This window comes from Limimaricola soesokkakensis, from assembly GCF_900172345.1.
Taxonomy (GTDB): domain Bacteria; phylum Pseudomonadota; class Alphaproteobacteria; order Rhodobacterales; family Rhodobacteraceae; genus Limimaricola; species Limimaricola soesokkakensis.
This window is the reverse complement of sequence record NZ_FWFY01000010.1, coordinates 95,442-109,899: the sequence shown is the minus strand read 5'-3', so window position 1 is coordinate 109,899 and position 14,458 is coordinate 95,442. Positions and strand designations below refer to the sequence as shown.

Here is a 14,458-nt window from a genome sequence, read left to right as displayed (position 1 = left end):
CCAAACCCCCGTGATCGCACGGGGTTTCCGGATCAGGACCGGCCGTAGGCCCGACCCGCGATCCGCGCGGTCAGGCCGCGCGGCAGCACCCGCCCGGCAAAGGCCGCGATCCGGGTCATGCCGCCGGGCACCACGGTCTGGCGCCCCGCCAGCATCGCCTCCCAGCCGGCCTGCGCCACGTCACGGGCGCGCGCCGGGCGCATCGGGCCCGAGGGGCCGCCCGCCGCCATGCCGGCCGCCTCGAAGAAGCCGGTATCGACCGGGCCGGGGCAGAGCGCGGTGACCGTGACGTCGATATCCTCGCCCGACAGCTCGCTCGACACGGCGTCCGAGAGCGACAGCAGGTAGGCCTTGGTGGCGTGGTAGACCGCCATGCCGGGGCCGGGGATGAAGGCCGCGACCGAGGCCACGTTCATGATGTGGCCGGCGCCCTCCTTGCGCATATGCGCGACGGCGGCCTGCATCAGCACGGTGGCGGCCGAGACGTTGACCGCAACGAGGTTCTCGACCTCCTCGGTGCCGCCATCGCCGAAGCGGCGCTGGAGGCCGAGGCCCGCATTGTTGACGAGGATCTCGATGCGACGGCCCTCGGAGGCCTCGCGCCACAACCGCTCGGCGGCGCCGGGACGGGCAAGATCGGCAGGGATCACCACAACCTCGACGCGTTCGCGCAGCTCGGCGGCCAGCGTCTCGAGCTTGTCCTCGGAGCGGGCCGAGAGGATCAGGCGGCGGCCGCCGCGCGCGGCGATGCGGGCGAACTCGACGCCGAGACCGGAGGAGGCCCCGGTGATCAGCGTCCAGCCGCGGCTTTGCGGGACCAGATCGGTGCGGGCGTGGTTCATCTGCGTGCTCCCGCTCATGCGCCCAGCGCCTTCACGCCCGGAAGCACCTTGCCTTCCATCCATTCGAGGAAGGCGCCGCCTGCCGTCGAGACGTAGGAAAAGTCCTGCGCGACACCCGCGGCGTTGAGTGCGGCCACGGTGTCGCCGCCGCCCGCGACCGAGACCAGCTTGCCGGCCTTGGTCAGCTCGGCCGCCTTCTTCGCCGCCGCGACGGTGCCGCGATCAAAGGGCGCGATCTCGAAGGCGCCCAGCGGCCCGTTCCAGACCAGAGTCTTGGCGTTCTCGAGCGCCATCTCGACATGCGCGACGCTGTCGGGGCCGGCGTCGAGGATCATCGCGTCGGCGGGCGTGTCCTCGGCTTTCACGACCTCGCTCGCAGCGCCGGCCTTGAACTCGCGGGCCACGACGACGTCGCGCGGCAGCAGGATGGTGCAGCCCTTCTCGGCGGCCTTCTGCGCGATCTCCTTCGCGGTCCCGGTCAGGTCGTGCTCGCACAGCGACTTGCCGACATCGAGCCCCTGGGCCGCGAGGAAGGTGTTGGCCATGCCGCCGCCGATTACCAGCGTGTCGACCTTTTCGACGAGGTTCGACAGCAGGTCGAGCTTGGTCGAGACCTTGGCGCCGCCGACAACGGCGACGACGGGGCGCTCGGGATTGCCCAGCGCCTTGTCGAGCGCCGAGAGTTCTTCGGCCATCAGCCGGCCGGCGCAGGCGGGCAGCAGCCGCGCCAGCGCCTCGGTCGAGGCATGGGCGCGATGCGCCGCCGAGAAGGCGTCGTTGACGTAGAGATCGCCCAGATGCGCGAGCTTCTCGGCGAATTCCAGCTCGTTCTTTTCCTCGCCGGGGTGGAAGCGGGTGTTCTCGAGCAGCAGCACCTCGCCGTCGCCCAGCGCGTCGACCGCCGCCTGCGCCGCGTCGCCCACGCAATCCTCGGCGAAGGCAACCTTGCGGCCGAGCTTTTCCTCGAGCGTCGGCACGATCTGCTTCAGCGACATCTCGGGCACCACGCGGCCCTTGGGCCGGTCGAAATGCGCCAGCAGGATCACCCGGCCGCCCTTGTCCGCGATGTCGTTCACGGTGGGCAGGATGCGCTCGATCCGGGTCGCGTCGGTGACGCGGCCCGCTTCGACCGGCACGTTCACGTCCACCCTCACGAGGGCCCGCTTGCCCGCGAGGTCCATCTCGTCGATCGTCTTCCAGCCCATGCGGCGTCCTTTCCGTTTCGCGTTGCCGAATAGGTAGCGCCGGGGGCCCGGGCTCTCAAGCCATTGGCTTAGTCGTCGCACGGCCTTATGTCGGGAGCAAAGCAGCAGGAGGACCGGCGATGGCCGAGATCAAGGACCCCGAGAACACCATCATCATCGAGCTGAAGGACGGCCGCGTGGTGATCGAGCTTCTGCCCGACGTGGCGCCGAAGCACGCCGAGCGGATGAAGGAGCTGGCCCGCGCCGGCGCCTATGACAACGTCGCCTTCCACCGCGTGATCGACGGCTTCATGGCGCAGACCGGCGACGTGCAGCACGCCAACATGGAAAAGGACTACAACCCGCGCCGCGCCGGCACCGGCGGCTCGGACAAGCCAGACCTGCCGGCCGAATTCTCGAAGCTGCCGCATGACCGCGGCACGCTGGGCGCGGCGCGTTCGGCCAACCCGAACTCGGCCAACTCGCAGTTCTTCATCAACTTCAAGGACAACCACTTCCTTAACGGCCAGTACACCGTCTATGGCCGGGTGATCGAGGGGATGGAGCATGTCGACGCCATCACCAAGGGCGAGCCGCCGGCGAATCCCGACCGGATGATCAGCGTGAAGGTGGCCGCCGATGCGTAAGTTCGCCGTTCTGCTGGCGCTCGCCGCCAGCCCCGCCGCCGCCACCGGGCTCGAGATCGATGTCGCGGGGCAGGCCAATGGCACGATCAAGATCGACCTCCTCGAAGAGGTCGCGCCGAACCACGTGGAGCAGATCACTGCGCTGGCGCGCGAGGGCGCCTATGACGGTGTGATGTTCCACCGCGTGATCGACGGCTTCATGGCGCAGACCGGCGATGTCGAGTTCGGCGGCGAGGGCGGCGACGCCGCCATGGCCGGCATGGGCGGCTCGGAGCGCGACGATCTGGAGGCCGAGTTCTCGGACATCCCGTTCGAGCGCGGCACCGTCGGCATGGCGCGCAGCCAGGACCCGAACTCGGCCAACAGCCAGTTCTTCATCATGTTCGCCCCGGGCGATTTCCTCAACGGCCAGTACACGGTTGTGGGGCAGGTCACCGAAGGTCTGGAGGTGCTCGACGCGATCAAGCGCGGCGAGGGCCCGAACGGCGCGGTGATCGGCGAGCCCGACGTGATGCGCGAGGTGCGCGTCACCGAGTGACGCGCCCGGCGTCGCGGCCCCATGCGCGGGCCGCGACGTTCCCTTAGGCGTGCGGCAGCAGCCGCGGCGCCGGAAAGCGCACCTCGATCGCGGTGCCGCCCGGGCCGCTTTTGCGGTGGATCTCGCCATCGATCCGGGCCACCGAGGCGTCGATGATCTGCCGACCGAGGCCGCTGCCGCTCTCGGGTTCGGCCGTCAGGCTGTCGCTGCCGACGCCGTCATCGGCGACCGTAAGCCGGCCCACCGCGCCGCTCAACTCCAGCGCCACCGTGATCCGGCCCGCGCGCGCCTGCGGAAAGGCGTGCTTGGCAGCGTTGGTGATCGCCTCGCTGACCAGGAGCGCCAGAGAGGTCGCGACCTCGGAGCGGACCAGCATCGGCACCAGGCTGTGCGAGATCACCACGTTGTCGGGCAGGGTGGTGTCGAGATGGCGGATGATGTCGGGCAGGAACTGGTGCAGCGCGATCTCGTTGCGGGCCGAGACCTTGTGCAGCTCGGCATGCAGCAGCGCGATCGCCGAGAGCCGGTCGATCGTCACCGCGAGCGCGTCGCGGGTCTCGTCGCTCTGCGCCTGCGCGCGCTGGATCCGGACCAGCGCGGTGACCATCTGCAGCGAATTCTTGACCCGGTGGTCGACTTCGCTGGCCAGTGTCTCCTGCACCGCGAGCGCCCGGCGCAGTTCCATGCGCCGCGTCACCTGACGGGCGAGGATCATCAGCAGGCGCTTGGTCTCATCGGACAGGCGGCGCGGCTTGTGGTCGAGGATGCACAGGGCGCCGATCGGCGTGACGTCGTTCAGCTTGAGGATGGCGCCACCATAGTAGCGGATCGCCTCTGGGCCGGTGACCAGAGGGTTGTCGCAAGTGCGCGGATCGGTGGCGGTGTCCTCGATCTCGAGGAAATCCGGCCCGGTGAGCCCATGCGAGCAGATCGACTCGTCCATGCTGTAGTCGCGCTGCTCGGTGCCGAAAGCGGATTTCGCCCATTGCCGATCGGTGCTCACCAGCGTGACCAGCGAGATCGGCGCGCCGCAGATCTCGGCCGCAAAGGCGGTGATCTCGTCGAAATCCGCCTCGTCCTCGCTGTCCATGATTCCGAGCGTGCGGATCGCATCCGCGCGTCGTTCGGCCGAGTGATCGGAGACGTCTTTCACAGGCGGCCTCTTGGTCGGGACCGGCATAGGGCGGGTCCTGTCGGGAAATGGCGAATGATCCGGTCGTTTCTAGGTGCCACAGAAAGTTTTGTCGACCTTCTCGTGTTCCTGCGGTGGCGCTACGTAACGTTTCGCCAGCGCCGGGTTCGGATCGAATGGCCGAGTGACGACGCCGAGCATCTCGTGGAACGGAGCGTGATCGCCGGCCATGGCGGCGGTGATCGCGGCCTCGATCAGGTGCAGTCGCGGCACGACCACCGGGTTGGCGGCGGCAGCGATGCCGAGATCGGGCCCGCGGGCGCGCCACTGGGCGATCCACTCCGGAGTGGCGCCGGCACGCTCCGGCGCATCTTCGGCCAGCGCGCGGAAGCCATTGGTGAAATCGGTTTCGGCGCCGGTCATGGCCGTGAGCAGCCCCTCGATCAGCGGGCGATCCTCGGGGTGCGGGTCCGGCAGGCCGAGCTTGGCCCCGAACCGGGCGATCCACGCCTTCTGGTAGAGATCCGCGAAGCGGTTGATGATCGCGGTGAAGTCGTCGACGGCGCGTTGCTGGTCCGGCATCAGCGGCACCAGCGATGTGGCGAACTGCGCGATGTTCCACAGCGCCACCTGCGGCTGGTTGCCATAGGCATAGCGCCCATAGGCGTCGATCGAGGAGAAGACGCGGCCGGGATGGTAGGCATCCATGAAGGCGCAGGGGCCGTAATCGATGGTCTCGCCCGCGACCGAGCAATTGTCGGTGTTCATGACGCCGTGGATGAAGCCGAGGCTCATCCACTGCGCGATCAGATCGGCCTGCTGCGCCACCATCTGCGCCAGCATTTCGGGCACCGAACCGGCCTCGGGGTAATGCCGCGCCATGGCGTGATCGACCAGCGCGCGCAGCCCCTCCAGATCGCCGCGCGCCGTGAGGATCTGGAAGGTGCCGACGCGGATATGGCTCTGCGCCACGCGGGTCAGCACCGCGCCGGGCAGGGCGGTCTCGCGGATCACCTCCTCGCCGGTGGTGACGGCGGCGAGCGCGCGGGTGGTCGGCACGCCGAGCGCGTGCATCGCCTCGCTCATCAGGTATTCGCGGATCACCGGGCCGATCCAAGCCCGACCGTCGCCCATGCGGGAATAGGGCGTGCGCCCCGATCCCTTGAGCGCGATATCGCGGCGGATGCCGTCCGCGCCCACCACCTCGCCCAGAAGGATCGCGCGCCCGTCGCCCAGCTGCGGGTTCCAGCTGCCGAACTGGTGCCCGGCATAGAGCTGGGCCAACGGCGCCGCGCCCTCGGGCACGGCGTTGCCGGAGAACATCGCCAGCCCCTCCTCGGAGCGCAGCGCGTCCGGGTCGAGCCCGAGCTCGCGGGCGAGCCCGTCATTGAGGGCGATCCAGCCCGGCGCGGCAACGGGAACCGGTGCCTGCAGGGTGAACAGGCGGTCGGGCAGGCGGGCGTAGCTGTTGTCGAAGGCGATGTGCAGGCTCATGTCCCCGATCTATGCCGTCGCGCCGCCGAACCAAGCGGAGCGCTGCCGATTTCGGCGTCGCGGGCCACTTTGTTCCTTAAATACGCATAGCGACCGGGCGGTGGCAGGCACGCCGGGGACCGGTCAGAGCCGCCCGATCCGCTCGGTCAGCAGGTCGAAGAAGCCGTCGCGATCGACATCGCCGATGAACAGAGCGTTCGCGGGTCGGTCCGTGACGCCCCACCAATCGGCCACGGTCATGCCCAGCGTCAACTCCGAGCCGGTCTCGATCTCGACATTGATCTCGCGACCCTTGAAGAGCTCGGGGCGCAGCAGCCAGGCGATGACGCAGGGGTCGTGCAGCGGCGCGCCCTCCGAGCCGTATTTCGCCACGTCGAAACGTTCGAAGAAATCGGTCCAGCTCGCCACCACCTCGCCGATCCGGCCCATGCCGCGCATCGTGGCGATCCAATCCCTGGAGGTCAGCGCCTTGTGCGTCGCATCGAGCGGCAGCACGGTGATGGGGCGGCCGCAGCCGAAGACGATCTTCGCGGCCTCGGGGTCGACATAGATATTGAACTCGGCCGCGGGAGTGATATTGCCGCCCTCGAAACAGCCACCGCCCATCAGCACGATGCGTTGCACCCGTTCGACGATGTCGGGCGCGCGTTCGAACGCCGTGGCGATATTGGTGAGCGGCCCGAGCGCGCAGAGCGTGACGCTGTCCGGCGCCTCGCGGCGCAGCGTCTCGATGATGAAATCGACGCCGTGCTGGGACTGCAGCGGCAGGCCGGGCTCGGGCAGGGCAATGCCGTCGAGGCCGGTCTTGCCATGCACGTGCTCAGCCGTGACGAGAGGTCGAGCGAGCGGCGCGTCGCATCCGGCGAAGACGGGGGTAACGCGGCCCGCGAGTTCCACCACCTGCCGCGCGTTGCGCTGGGTCAGGTCGAGCGGCACGTTCCCGGCGACAGCGGTGATCCCCAGCAGGTCGATCTCGCGCGAGGCCAGCGCCAGCAGGATTGCCACGGCGTCGTCCTGGCCGGGGTCGGTATCGATGATGATCTTCTGCGCCATGCGGTCCTCCGTCGCTCAGGCCCACAGCAAGGCAGGAACGCCGCGCGGGGGCAAGCCTCGCGCGGCGTCAGCGTGTCCGCGCAAGCCTCAGACGCGCGCCTCGGGTCCGCGCGACAGGGCGGCGACGCCGGTGCGGGCCAGCTCGGTCAGGCCCAAGGGCCGCATCAGATCGGCGAAGGCGTCGATCTTGTCCGGGGTGCCGGTGATCTCGAAGACGAAGCTCTCGAGCGTCGAGTCGACCACGTTGGCGCGGAAGATGTCGGCGAGGCGCAGCGCCTCGACCCGGTGCTCTCCCTCGCCACGCACCTTGAACAGCGCCAGTTCGCGCTCGACCGTCGGGCCTTCGACGGTGAGGTCGTGCACCTCGTGCACCGGCACGATGCGCCCCAACTGCGCCTTGATCTGCTCGATCACCTGCGGCGTGCCGGAAGTGACGAGGGTGATCCGGGACATGTGACCGGTATGGTCGATCTCGGCCACGGTGAGGCTTTCGATGTTGTAGCCTCGGCCCGAGAACAGGCCGATCACGCGGGCCAGCACGCCGGGCTCGTTCTCGACGATCACCGCGAGGGTGTGGCGCTCCTCCACGTCGGAGAAGGTGGAGCGCAGGTTGTAAGCGGAGTGGCTGGTCGAGCCTTCCTTGATGTTCAGCATGTCATGCTCCCTGTCCGGCGCGGGGCCGGAAAATTCCAATTTTCCGGGGCGTTTCCTTGCAAGGAAACGCGCTCATACCAGCACCGCGCCGCCGGCTTCGATGGCGTGGGCGGTGGAGACCTCGCCCATCAGCATCTCGTTGTGGGCCTTGCCTGACGGGATCATCGGGAAGCAGTTCTCGTGCTTTTCCACGAGGCAGTCGAAGATGACCGGGCCGTCATAATCGAGCATCTCCATGATCGCGTCGTCGAGATCGGCCGGGTCCTTGCACAAGATGCCCTTGGCGCCGAAGGCCTCGGCCAGCTTGACGAAATCGGGCAGGGCCTCGGACCAGCTCTGAGAGTAGCGCTCGCCATGCAGCAGCTCCTGCCACTGGCGCACCATGCCCAGACGCTCGTTATTGAGGATGAACTGCTTGACCGGCAGCCGGTATTGCACCGCCGTCCCCATCTCCTGCATGTTCATCAGCCACGATGCCTCGCCCGCGACGTTGATGACGAGGCTGTCGGGATGCGCCATCTGCACGCCGACCGAGGCCGGGAAACCGTAGCCCATCGTGCCCAAGCCACCGCTCGTCATCCAGCGGTTCGGATCCTCGAAGCCCAGATACTGCGCCGCCCACATCTGGTGCTGGCCGACCTCGGTGGTGATGTAGCGGTCGCGGTCCTTGGTCAGCGCCTCGAGCCGCTGCAGCGCGTATTGCGGCTTGATCACCTTGTCGGAGTTGCGGAAGGAGAGGCAGTCCTTGGACCGCCACTCGCCGATCTGAGCCTGCCATTGCGCCAGCGCCTCGCGGTCGGTCTTGCGACCGCCCGCCGACCACGCCTCGAGCAGGTCCTTCAGCACGTGGGCGACGTCGCCGATGATCGGGATGTCGGTGCGGATCACCTTGTTGAGCGAAGAGGGGTCGATGTCGATATGGGCGCGGATCGAGTTCGGCGAGAAGGCGTCGATGCGGCCGGTGATCCGGTCGTCGAAGCGGGCGCCGATGCAGATCAGCAGATCGCAGCCATGCATCGCCATGTTGGCCTCGTAGAGACCATGCATGCCGAGCATGCCGAGCCACTGCTCGCCCGAGGCCGGGTAGGCGCCGAGACCCATCAGGGTCGAGGTGATCGGGAAGCCGGTCGCCGCGACCAGCTCGCGCAGGAGCTTCGAGGCCTCGGGGCCCGAGTTGATGACGCCGCCGCCGGTGTAGAAGACCGGGCGCTTGGCGGTTTCCATGGCCCGCGCCAGCGCCTCGATCGCGGCGCGGTCGCCCTTGACGGGGGGCGCGTAGCGGGTCGAGCGGGTTTCCTTGCCGCCATAGCTGCCGGTGGCGAACTGCACGTCCTTGGGGATGTCGACCAGCACCGGGCCGGGGCGGCCGGCGGTGGCGACGTGGAACGCCTCGTGCAGGGTCTGGCCGAGCCGGTCGGTCTCCTTCACCAGCCAGTTGTGCTTGGTGCAGGGGCGGGTGATGCCGACCGTGTCGGCCTCCTGGAACGCGTCGGAGCCGATCATGAAGGTCGGGACCTGACCCGACAGCACGACGATCGGGATCGAGTCCAGAAGCGCGTCGGTCAGGCCGGTGACGGCGTTGGTGGCGCCGGGGCCGGAGGTGACGATCGCGACGCCGGGCTTGCCGGTGGAGCGGGCATAGCCTTCGGCGGCGTGGATCGCGCCCTGTTCGTGGCGCACCAGCACGTGGCGGATGTCGTTTTGCTGGAACAGCTCGTCATAGATCGGCAGCACCGCGCCGCCGGGATAGCCGAACACCGTGTCGACGCCCTGATCCTTCAGCGCCTGCACGACCATCTTCGCGCCCGTCATCTGCCTGCCGGTCTGCGCCGATTGCGTCTGCCCTGTCATCGTGCCGTTTCCCTGTCTGTCTGTCGCGCCCTGCGCACAAAAAAGCCCCCGGTGATCCGGGGGCGCATGGTCGACCGTCATGGTCCCTGCCGTTACCGGCCCACGCGCCCTGCCTCACCGATTACAAGAAGGAGATCCATCTTCTCCGGTCCTTTCCGTTCCGCCCGCGCAGATATGCACGGGCGGGCGCGGGGGTCAACCGCAAACGGCGGAGAAAATGTCGCGGACTGCACGGCGCGAGAAACTTTCTTAACGCTTCACGGCTATTCCCGGTCGATCCGCAAAGGATTCAGCTCTGCGCGGCAGGTTTGCCGGCCTCGGCCTTGGCATCGTCCATGAGGGGGTCGTTCTTGGCGTCCTCGGGCTGCGGGTCGTGCTTGGCCTGACGCTCCATCTCGCTGTCGAATTCAGCGCCCATCAGCACGATGAAGGAGGACAGCCACAGCCACATCAGCAGCACGATCACCCCGCCCAGCGCACCAAAGGTCTCGTTGTAGCCGCCGAAATTGCGGACGTAGAAGGCGAAGCCGATCGATCCGACCAGCCACAGCAGGCAGGCCAGCCCGGCGCCCGGCGTGATCCAGCGCCATTTCTTGTCGCCCCGGTCGGGGCCGTAGCGGTAGAGGATCGCCAGACCCAGCGCGACGAGGATCAGCAGCACGGGCCAGCGCACAAGGTTGATGATCCACTCGGTTGTCGCGCCCCAGGGCAGCACGCCCAGCACCGCCGGCAGCAGCGCCGCGACCGCGACGATTAGCAGGAAACCGAGGATCATGCCCAGCGTCAGCGCCAGCTTGACGAGGTTGAACCTCACCAGCCCGCGGCTCTCCTCGGCCTCGAAGGCGACGTTGAGCCCCTCCATCAGCGACTGCACGCCCTTGGAGGCGGAGTAGATCGCCACGAGGATACCGAATAGCGCGGCGAGGCCGAGCCCGCCCTCCTCGGAGCCCGCGACCTCCTTGGCTTGGCTCAGCACGATCTCGGCGGCCTGCTGCGGCAGGAAGCCCGAGAGCGCCTGCAGCTGGTCGACCACGGTCGAGGGCTCGAAGAACAGCCCGGCGATCGCCATGGCGGCGACGATGCCGGGAAAGATTGCCAGCAGGCCGTAGAAGGCGCAGCCGGCGGCGATCAGGCTGACATGGTCGTCGCCGATCTCGGAATAGACCCGCTTGAGGGTGGCGAACCAGCCGGGCTTGTTGATGTCGCCCGGATGGGCGTCTGGGTTCTTCGCATGCGCCATGTCGGGCCTCCGATGATGTTTCTTGACACGTCAACGTGAAAGCACCGGGGCCGTTCCCGCGGGTTCCCGCCGAAACCGGCCCTGATACAAAACTCTCACAAAACCGTCGCATCCCCTTCAAGGCCGGACACTAGCAGGGCGGCACAAGCCGTCCGGCAACAAGGGGACATGCCATGAAGCGCTTCAACATCAACAAGATCAGCTGGGACGAGCTCGACGAGCTGCGCCGTCCGACGCCCGAGACCACCGATTTCGACCGCGTGGTCGCGGGCGCCGTGTCGCGTCGCGGCTTCCTGTCGGGTCTGGTGGCTTTCGGCTCGGGTGCAGCCGTGATGGGCTCGGGCCTGCTCAAGGGGTCGACGGCGCTGGCGCAGGGCGCCTCGCGCTTCGCCTTCACCCCGATCGCCGCGCAGACCGATTTCACCGTCCACGTCCCCGATGGCTACGAGTGGAAGACCGTGGCGAGCTGGGGCGACCCGCTGTTCTCGGACGCGCCCGCCTTCGATCCCGTCACCGGCACCACGGTCGAGGGCCAGGCCCGCGCCTTCGGCGAGAACACCGACGGCATGGAGCTGTTCTCGATCGATGGCCGGGAGGTGATCGCGGTGAACCACGAATACGCCAATCTCGACATCAACCTGCCGCAGAACGACGAGGGCGCGCCGGTCTCCGCCGATGACGTGCGCAAGATCCAAGACGCGCAGGGCGTGGCGGTGTTCGAGGTGACCGAGGGCGAGAATGGCTGGGAGATCGTGATCGACAGCCCCTATAACCGCCGCATCACCCACAACACGCCGATGCGCATCGCAGGCCCCGCCGCCGGTCACGACCTGCTCAAGACCGAGGCCGATCCCACGGGCACCGAGGCGCTGGGCACCTTCAACAACTGCGGTGCCGGCCGCACGCCCTGGGGCACCTACCTGACCTGCGAAGAGAACTTCAACGGCTACTTCGGCTCGACCGAGCCTGCGTTCGAGCGCCCCGAAGGCTTTGCTCGCTACGGCATCGAGCTGGAATCGGGTTACGACTACGAGAAGTTCGATCCGCGCTTCGACATCTCCAAGACCCCCAACGAGCCGAACCGCGCCGGTTACGTGGTCGAGATCGACCCCGCCGACGCCAGCTCGACCCCGGTGAAGCGCACCGCGCTGGGCCGCTTCAAGCACGAGAACGCCGAGGTGACGCTGGCCGCCGACAACCGCGTGGTCGTTTATCTGGGCGATGACGAGCGCGGCGAGTTCCTCTACCGCTACGTCTCGAACGGCACCTACGAGGAGGGCGGGGATACCTCGACGCTGCTCGATGACGGCCAGCTCTACGTGGCCAAGTTCCACGAGGACGGCACCGGCGAATGGCTGGCGCTGACCCCCGAGGCCACCGGCATGGATCGCGCGATGATCCATATCCACACCCGCCAGGCCGCTTCGGCCGTGGGCGCCACCACCATGGACCGGCCCGAATGGGTCGCGGTGAACCCGCTGAAGGCCGAGGCCTACTGCGCGCTCACCAACAACAAGAACCGCGCCGTGAAGCCCAATGCCGGCGGCGACGAGACCCCGGCCACTGGCCCGAACCCGCGGGCCGAGAACAATTACGGCCAGATCGTCCGCTGGCGCCCGGCCGGCGAGGATCACGCCGCCGACGGCTTCGACTGGGATCTCTACGTGATGGCGGGCAACCCGGAGGTGCATGACGACGCCTATGCGGGCTCCGGGAACGTCACCCCCGGCAACATGTTCAACAGCCCCGACGGGATGAAGTTCGACAGCCAGGGCATGCTTTGGATCCAGACCGATGGCGACGACAGCAACGAGGACGACTTTGCCGGGATGGGCAACAACCAGATGCTCTGCGGCGACCCGGAAACCGGGGAGATCGCGCGCTTCATGACCGGGCCGAACGGCGCGGAGGTCACCGGCGCGACCTTCTCCACGGATCGGAAGACCATGTTCGTGGGCATCCAGCACCCGATGAACTTCCCCGATGCCGACGCGCTGCCGCGCTCCTCGATCATCGCGATCCGCCGCACCGACGGCGCCGTGATCGGCTGATTGATCCGCTGATCGGCGAGGTGGGGCGGCCCGGAGCGATCCGGGCCGCCCTTTTCGCAGCCGCTCTCGCCGGAGCGGGCGCGCGGCCTAACTGGCGTGGAAAGGGAGGCCGCGATGATCGACCTGTGGTACAAGAACGCCGTGATCTACTGTCTCGATGTCGAGACCTTCATGGATGCCAATGGCGACGGCATCGGCGATTTCAGGGGCCTGGCCGACCGGCTCGATCATATCGAGGGGTTGGGCGCCACGGCGATCTGGCTCAACCCGTTCTACCCGACGCCGAACCGCGACAACGGCTACGACATCACCGATTTCTACGGCATCGATCCGCGATCGGGCAATGCGGGCGACTTCGTGGGCTTCGCGCGCGCCGCCGCCGATCGCGGCCTCAAGGTGATCGTCGATCTGGTGGTCAACCACTGCTCGATCGATCACCCGTGGTTCCAGTCGGCCCGCTCCGATCCCGACAGCCCCTATCGCGACTGGTTCGTCTGGTCGAAGGAGAAGCCCGAGGACATCACCGACGGCATCATCTTTCCCGGCGTGCAGGAGGCGGTCTGGACCTGGGACGAGCAGGCCGGGGCGTGGTACCTGCACCGCTTCTATGAGCATCAGGCCGATTTCAACATCGCCAACCCGGCGGTGCGCGAGGAGATCCTGAAGATCATGGGCTACTGGCTCGAACTGGGGGTCTGGGGCTTTCGGATCGACGCGGTGCCGTTCCTGGTCGAGTACAAGGGTCTTGAAGAGGAGCCGGACCGCGACCCGCTGCTGCTCTTGTCGGAGATGCGCGATTTCCTGTCATGGCGGCGCGCCGGGGCGATCATGCTGGCCGAGGCCAACATCACCCGCGACAAGGCGCCCGACTATTTCGGCGGCCGCGAGTTCGGCGCCGACGAGCGGATGCACCTGATCCTCGACTTTCCGTTGAACCAGGCGCTGTTCCTGGCGCTGGCCCGGTCGCAGGCAGCACCGATCGTCGAGGCGCTGGGCTCGCGTCCGCAGGAGGCGCCCGCCCAGGCGCAATGGGCCACCTTCCTGCGCAACCACGACGAGTTGTCGCTCGACAAGCTCTCGGACTCGGAGCGGCAGGAGGTGTTCGACGCCTTCGGCCCCGACGAGGATATGCAGCTTTATGGGCGCGGGCTGCGCCGCCGCCTCGCGCCGATGCTGGGCGATATCGATCGGGTTGCGCTGGCGCAGTCGCTTTTGTTCGCGCTGCCGGGGACGCCGGTGATGTGGTATGGCGACGAGATCGGGCAGGGTGAGGATCTGTCGCTGTCCGAGCGCAATGCGGTGCGCACGCCGATGCAATGGGCCGACGAGCATCGCGGCGGCTTTTCACGCGCGGATTGCGAACCGGTGCGGCCGCTGGTCGAGGACGGGCCGTTCGGCTTTCACGAGACCTCGGTCGCGGCACAGCGCGGTCGTCCCGGCAGCCTGCTGACCCGGGTGCAGCAATTGGTACGCTGCCGCCGCGCCTGTCCCGAGATCGGCTGGGGCGACACGGCGGTCATCGACGGCCTGCCCGAGGCGCTGCTGGGGCTGGTGTCGTCCTGGCGCGGCTCGCGCGTGCTGACGCTGCACAACCTGTCGGAGGAGGCCGTGACCTGCGCCCCCGAGATCGAGGGGGCGAGCCATCTGGTTGCGCTGCTCGGCGGGCCGGACGAGGCGACCGGCGACCCGCTCGCGCCCGGCGATGAGATCGCGCTGCCGGGCTATGGCTATCGCTGGTTCAGGATCGACGGCGAGCGGGCCTGAGGCCCCGT

At 68.0% G+C, this 14,458-nt stretch carries 12 protein-coding genes; 4 read left to right on the top strand and 8 right to left on the bottom strand.

Going from position 1 to position 14,458, the window contains the following annotated elements:
• Nucleotides 1–32 precede the first annotated feature (32 nt).
• A complete protein-coding gene (locus tag LOS8367_RS14870) occupies nt 33–860 on the bottom strand; it encodes an SDR family NAD(P)-dependent oxidoreductase (RefSeq protein ID WP_165761486.1) in 828 nt (275 codons plus the stop codon).
• Nucleotides 857–2,047: a phosphoglycerate kinase gene (locus LOS8367_RS14865; protein WP_085897325.1), complete on the bottom strand. Its 1,191-nt coding sequence runs from the start codon at nt 2,045–2,047 to the stop codon at nt 857–859. Before LOS8367_RS14865 ends, LOS8367_RS14870 begins: the two co-directional genes overlap by 4 nt.
• Before the next feature lie 119 nt (nt 2,048–2,166).
• On the opposite strand from LOS8367_RS14865, the gene LOS8367_RS14860 reads away from it, so the two are divergent.
• Entirely contained in the window at nt 2,167–2,673 is a 507-nt protein-coding gene (locus LOS8367_RS14860; RefSeq protein WP_085897324.1) for a peptidylprolyl isomerase, read from the top strand.
• On the top strand, nt 2,666–3,211 hold the full coding sequence (locus LOS8367_RS14855) for a peptidylprolyl isomerase (RefSeq protein WP_085897323.1): 546 nt from the start codon (nt 2,666–2,668) through the stop codon (nt 3,209–3,211). The genes LOS8367_RS14860 and LOS8367_RS14855 overlap by 8 nt, the downstream gene beginning before the upstream one ends.
• A gap of 43 nt (nt 3,212–3,254) precedes the next feature.
• On the opposite strand, the gene LOS8367_RS14850 is transcribed toward LOS8367_RS14855, so the two are convergent.
• From LOS8367_RS14850 to LOS8367_RS14825, 6 genes are all read right to left on the bottom strand, one after another.
• The gene (locus LOS8367_RS14850) at nt 3,255–4,364 is read right to left on the bottom strand and encodes a histidine kinase dimerization/phosphoacceptor domain -containing protein (protein ID WP_165761485.1); all 1,110 of its coding nucleotides are present in this window, start codon (nt 4,362–4,364) and stop codon (nt 3,255–3,257) included.
• A gap of 69 nt (nt 4,365–4,433) precedes the next feature.
• Nucleotides 4,434–5,837, bottom strand: a complete 1,404-nt coding sequence (locus LOS8367_RS14845) for a protein adenylyltransferase SelO (RefSeq protein WP_085897321.1) — start codon at nt 5,835–5,837, stop codon at nt 4,434–4,436.
• Between the two features lie 123 nt (nt 5,838–5,960).
• Entirely contained in the window at nt 5,961–6,890 is a 930-nt protein-coding gene (locus LOS8367_RS14840; RefSeq protein ID WP_085897320.1) for a nucleoside hydrolase, read from the bottom strand.
• Between the two features lie 87 nt (nt 6,891–6,977).
• On the bottom strand, nt 6,978–7,544 hold the full coding sequence (gene ilvN, locus LOS8367_RS14835) for an acetolactate synthase small subunit (RefSeq protein WP_085897319.1): 567 nt from the start codon (nt 7,542–7,544) through the stop codon (nt 6,978–6,980).
• A gap of 72 nt (nt 7,545–7,616) precedes the next feature.
• Nucleotides 7,617–9,395: an acetolactate synthase 3 large subunit gene (locus tag LOS8367_RS14830; RefSeq protein WP_085897318.1), complete on the bottom strand. Its 1,779-nt coding sequence runs from the start codon at nt 9,393–9,395 to the stop codon at nt 7,617–7,619.
• Nucleotides 9,396–9,684: 289 nt separating this feature from the next.
• Nucleotides 9,685–10,635 (bottom strand): YihY/virulence factor BrkB family protein, encoded by a 951-nt coding sequence (locus tag LOS8367_RS14825; protein WP_085897317.1) that lies wholly within the window; start codon nt 10,633–10,635, stop codon nt 9,685–9,687.
• A gap of 173 nt (nt 10,636–10,808) precedes the next feature.
• On the opposite strand from LOS8367_RS14825, the gene LOS8367_RS14820 reads away from it, so the two are divergent.
• Entirely contained in the window at nt 10,809–12,686 is a 1,878-nt protein-coding gene (locus LOS8367_RS14820) for a PhoX family protein (RefSeq protein ID WP_085897316.1), read from the top strand.
• Between the two features lie 114 nt (nt 12,687–12,800).
• Nucleotides 12,801–14,450: an alpha-amylase family protein gene (locus LOS8367_RS14815; protein ID WP_085897315.1), complete on the top strand. Its 1,650-nt coding sequence runs from the start codon at nt 12,801–12,803 to the stop codon at nt 14,448–14,450.
• Nucleotides 14,451–14,458 lie beyond the last annotated feature (8 nt).

What these genes read in the sequence shown, in the direction of transcription:
- LOS8367_RS14870 (WP_165761486.1), bottom strand. Translation starts at nt 860, where the DNA reads ATGAGCGGGAGCACGCAGATGAACCACGCCCGCACCGATCTGGTCCCG.
- LOS8367_RS14865 (WP_085897325.1), bottom strand. Translation starts at nt 2,047, where the DNA reads ATGGGCTGGAAGACGATCGACGAGATGGACCTCGCGGGCAAGCGGGCC.
- LOS8367_RS14860 (WP_085897324.1), top strand. Translation starts at nt 2,167, where the DNA reads ATGGCCGAGATCAAGGACCCCGAGAACACCATCATCATCGAGCTGAAG.
- LOS8367_RS14855 (WP_085897323.1), top strand. Translation starts at nt 2,666, where the DNA reads ATGCGTAAGTTCGCCGTTCTGCTGGCGCTCGCCGCCAGCCCCGCCGCC.
- LOS8367_RS14845 (WP_085897321.1), bottom strand. Translation starts at nt 5,837, where the DNA reads ATGAGCCTGCACATCGCCTTCGACAACAGCTACGCCCGCCTGCCCGAC.
- LOS8367_RS14840 (WP_085897320.1), bottom strand. Translation starts at nt 6,890, where the DNA reads ATGGCGCAGAAGATCATCATCGATACCGACCCCGGCCAGGACGACGCC.
- ilvN (WP_085897319.1), bottom strand. Translation starts at nt 7,544, where the DNA reads ATGCTGAACATCAAGGAAGGCTCGACCAGCCACTCCGCTTACAACCTG.
- LOS8367_RS14830 (WP_085897318.1), bottom strand. Translation starts at nt 9,395, where the DNA reads ATGACAGGGCAGACGCAATCGGCGCAGACCGGCAGGCAGATGACGGGC.
- LOS8367_RS14825 (WP_085897317.1), bottom strand. Translation starts at nt 10,635, where the DNA reads ATGGCGCATGCGAAGAACCCAGACGCCCATCCGGGCGACATCAACAAG.
- LOS8367_RS14820 (WP_085897316.1), top strand. Translation starts at nt 10,809, where the DNA reads ATGAAGCGCTTCAACATCAACAAGATCAGCTGGGACGAGCTCGACGAG.
- LOS8367_RS14815 (WP_085897315.1), top strand. Translation starts at nt 12,801, where the DNA reads ATGATCGACCTGTGGTACAAGAACGCCGTGATCTACTGTCTCGATGTC.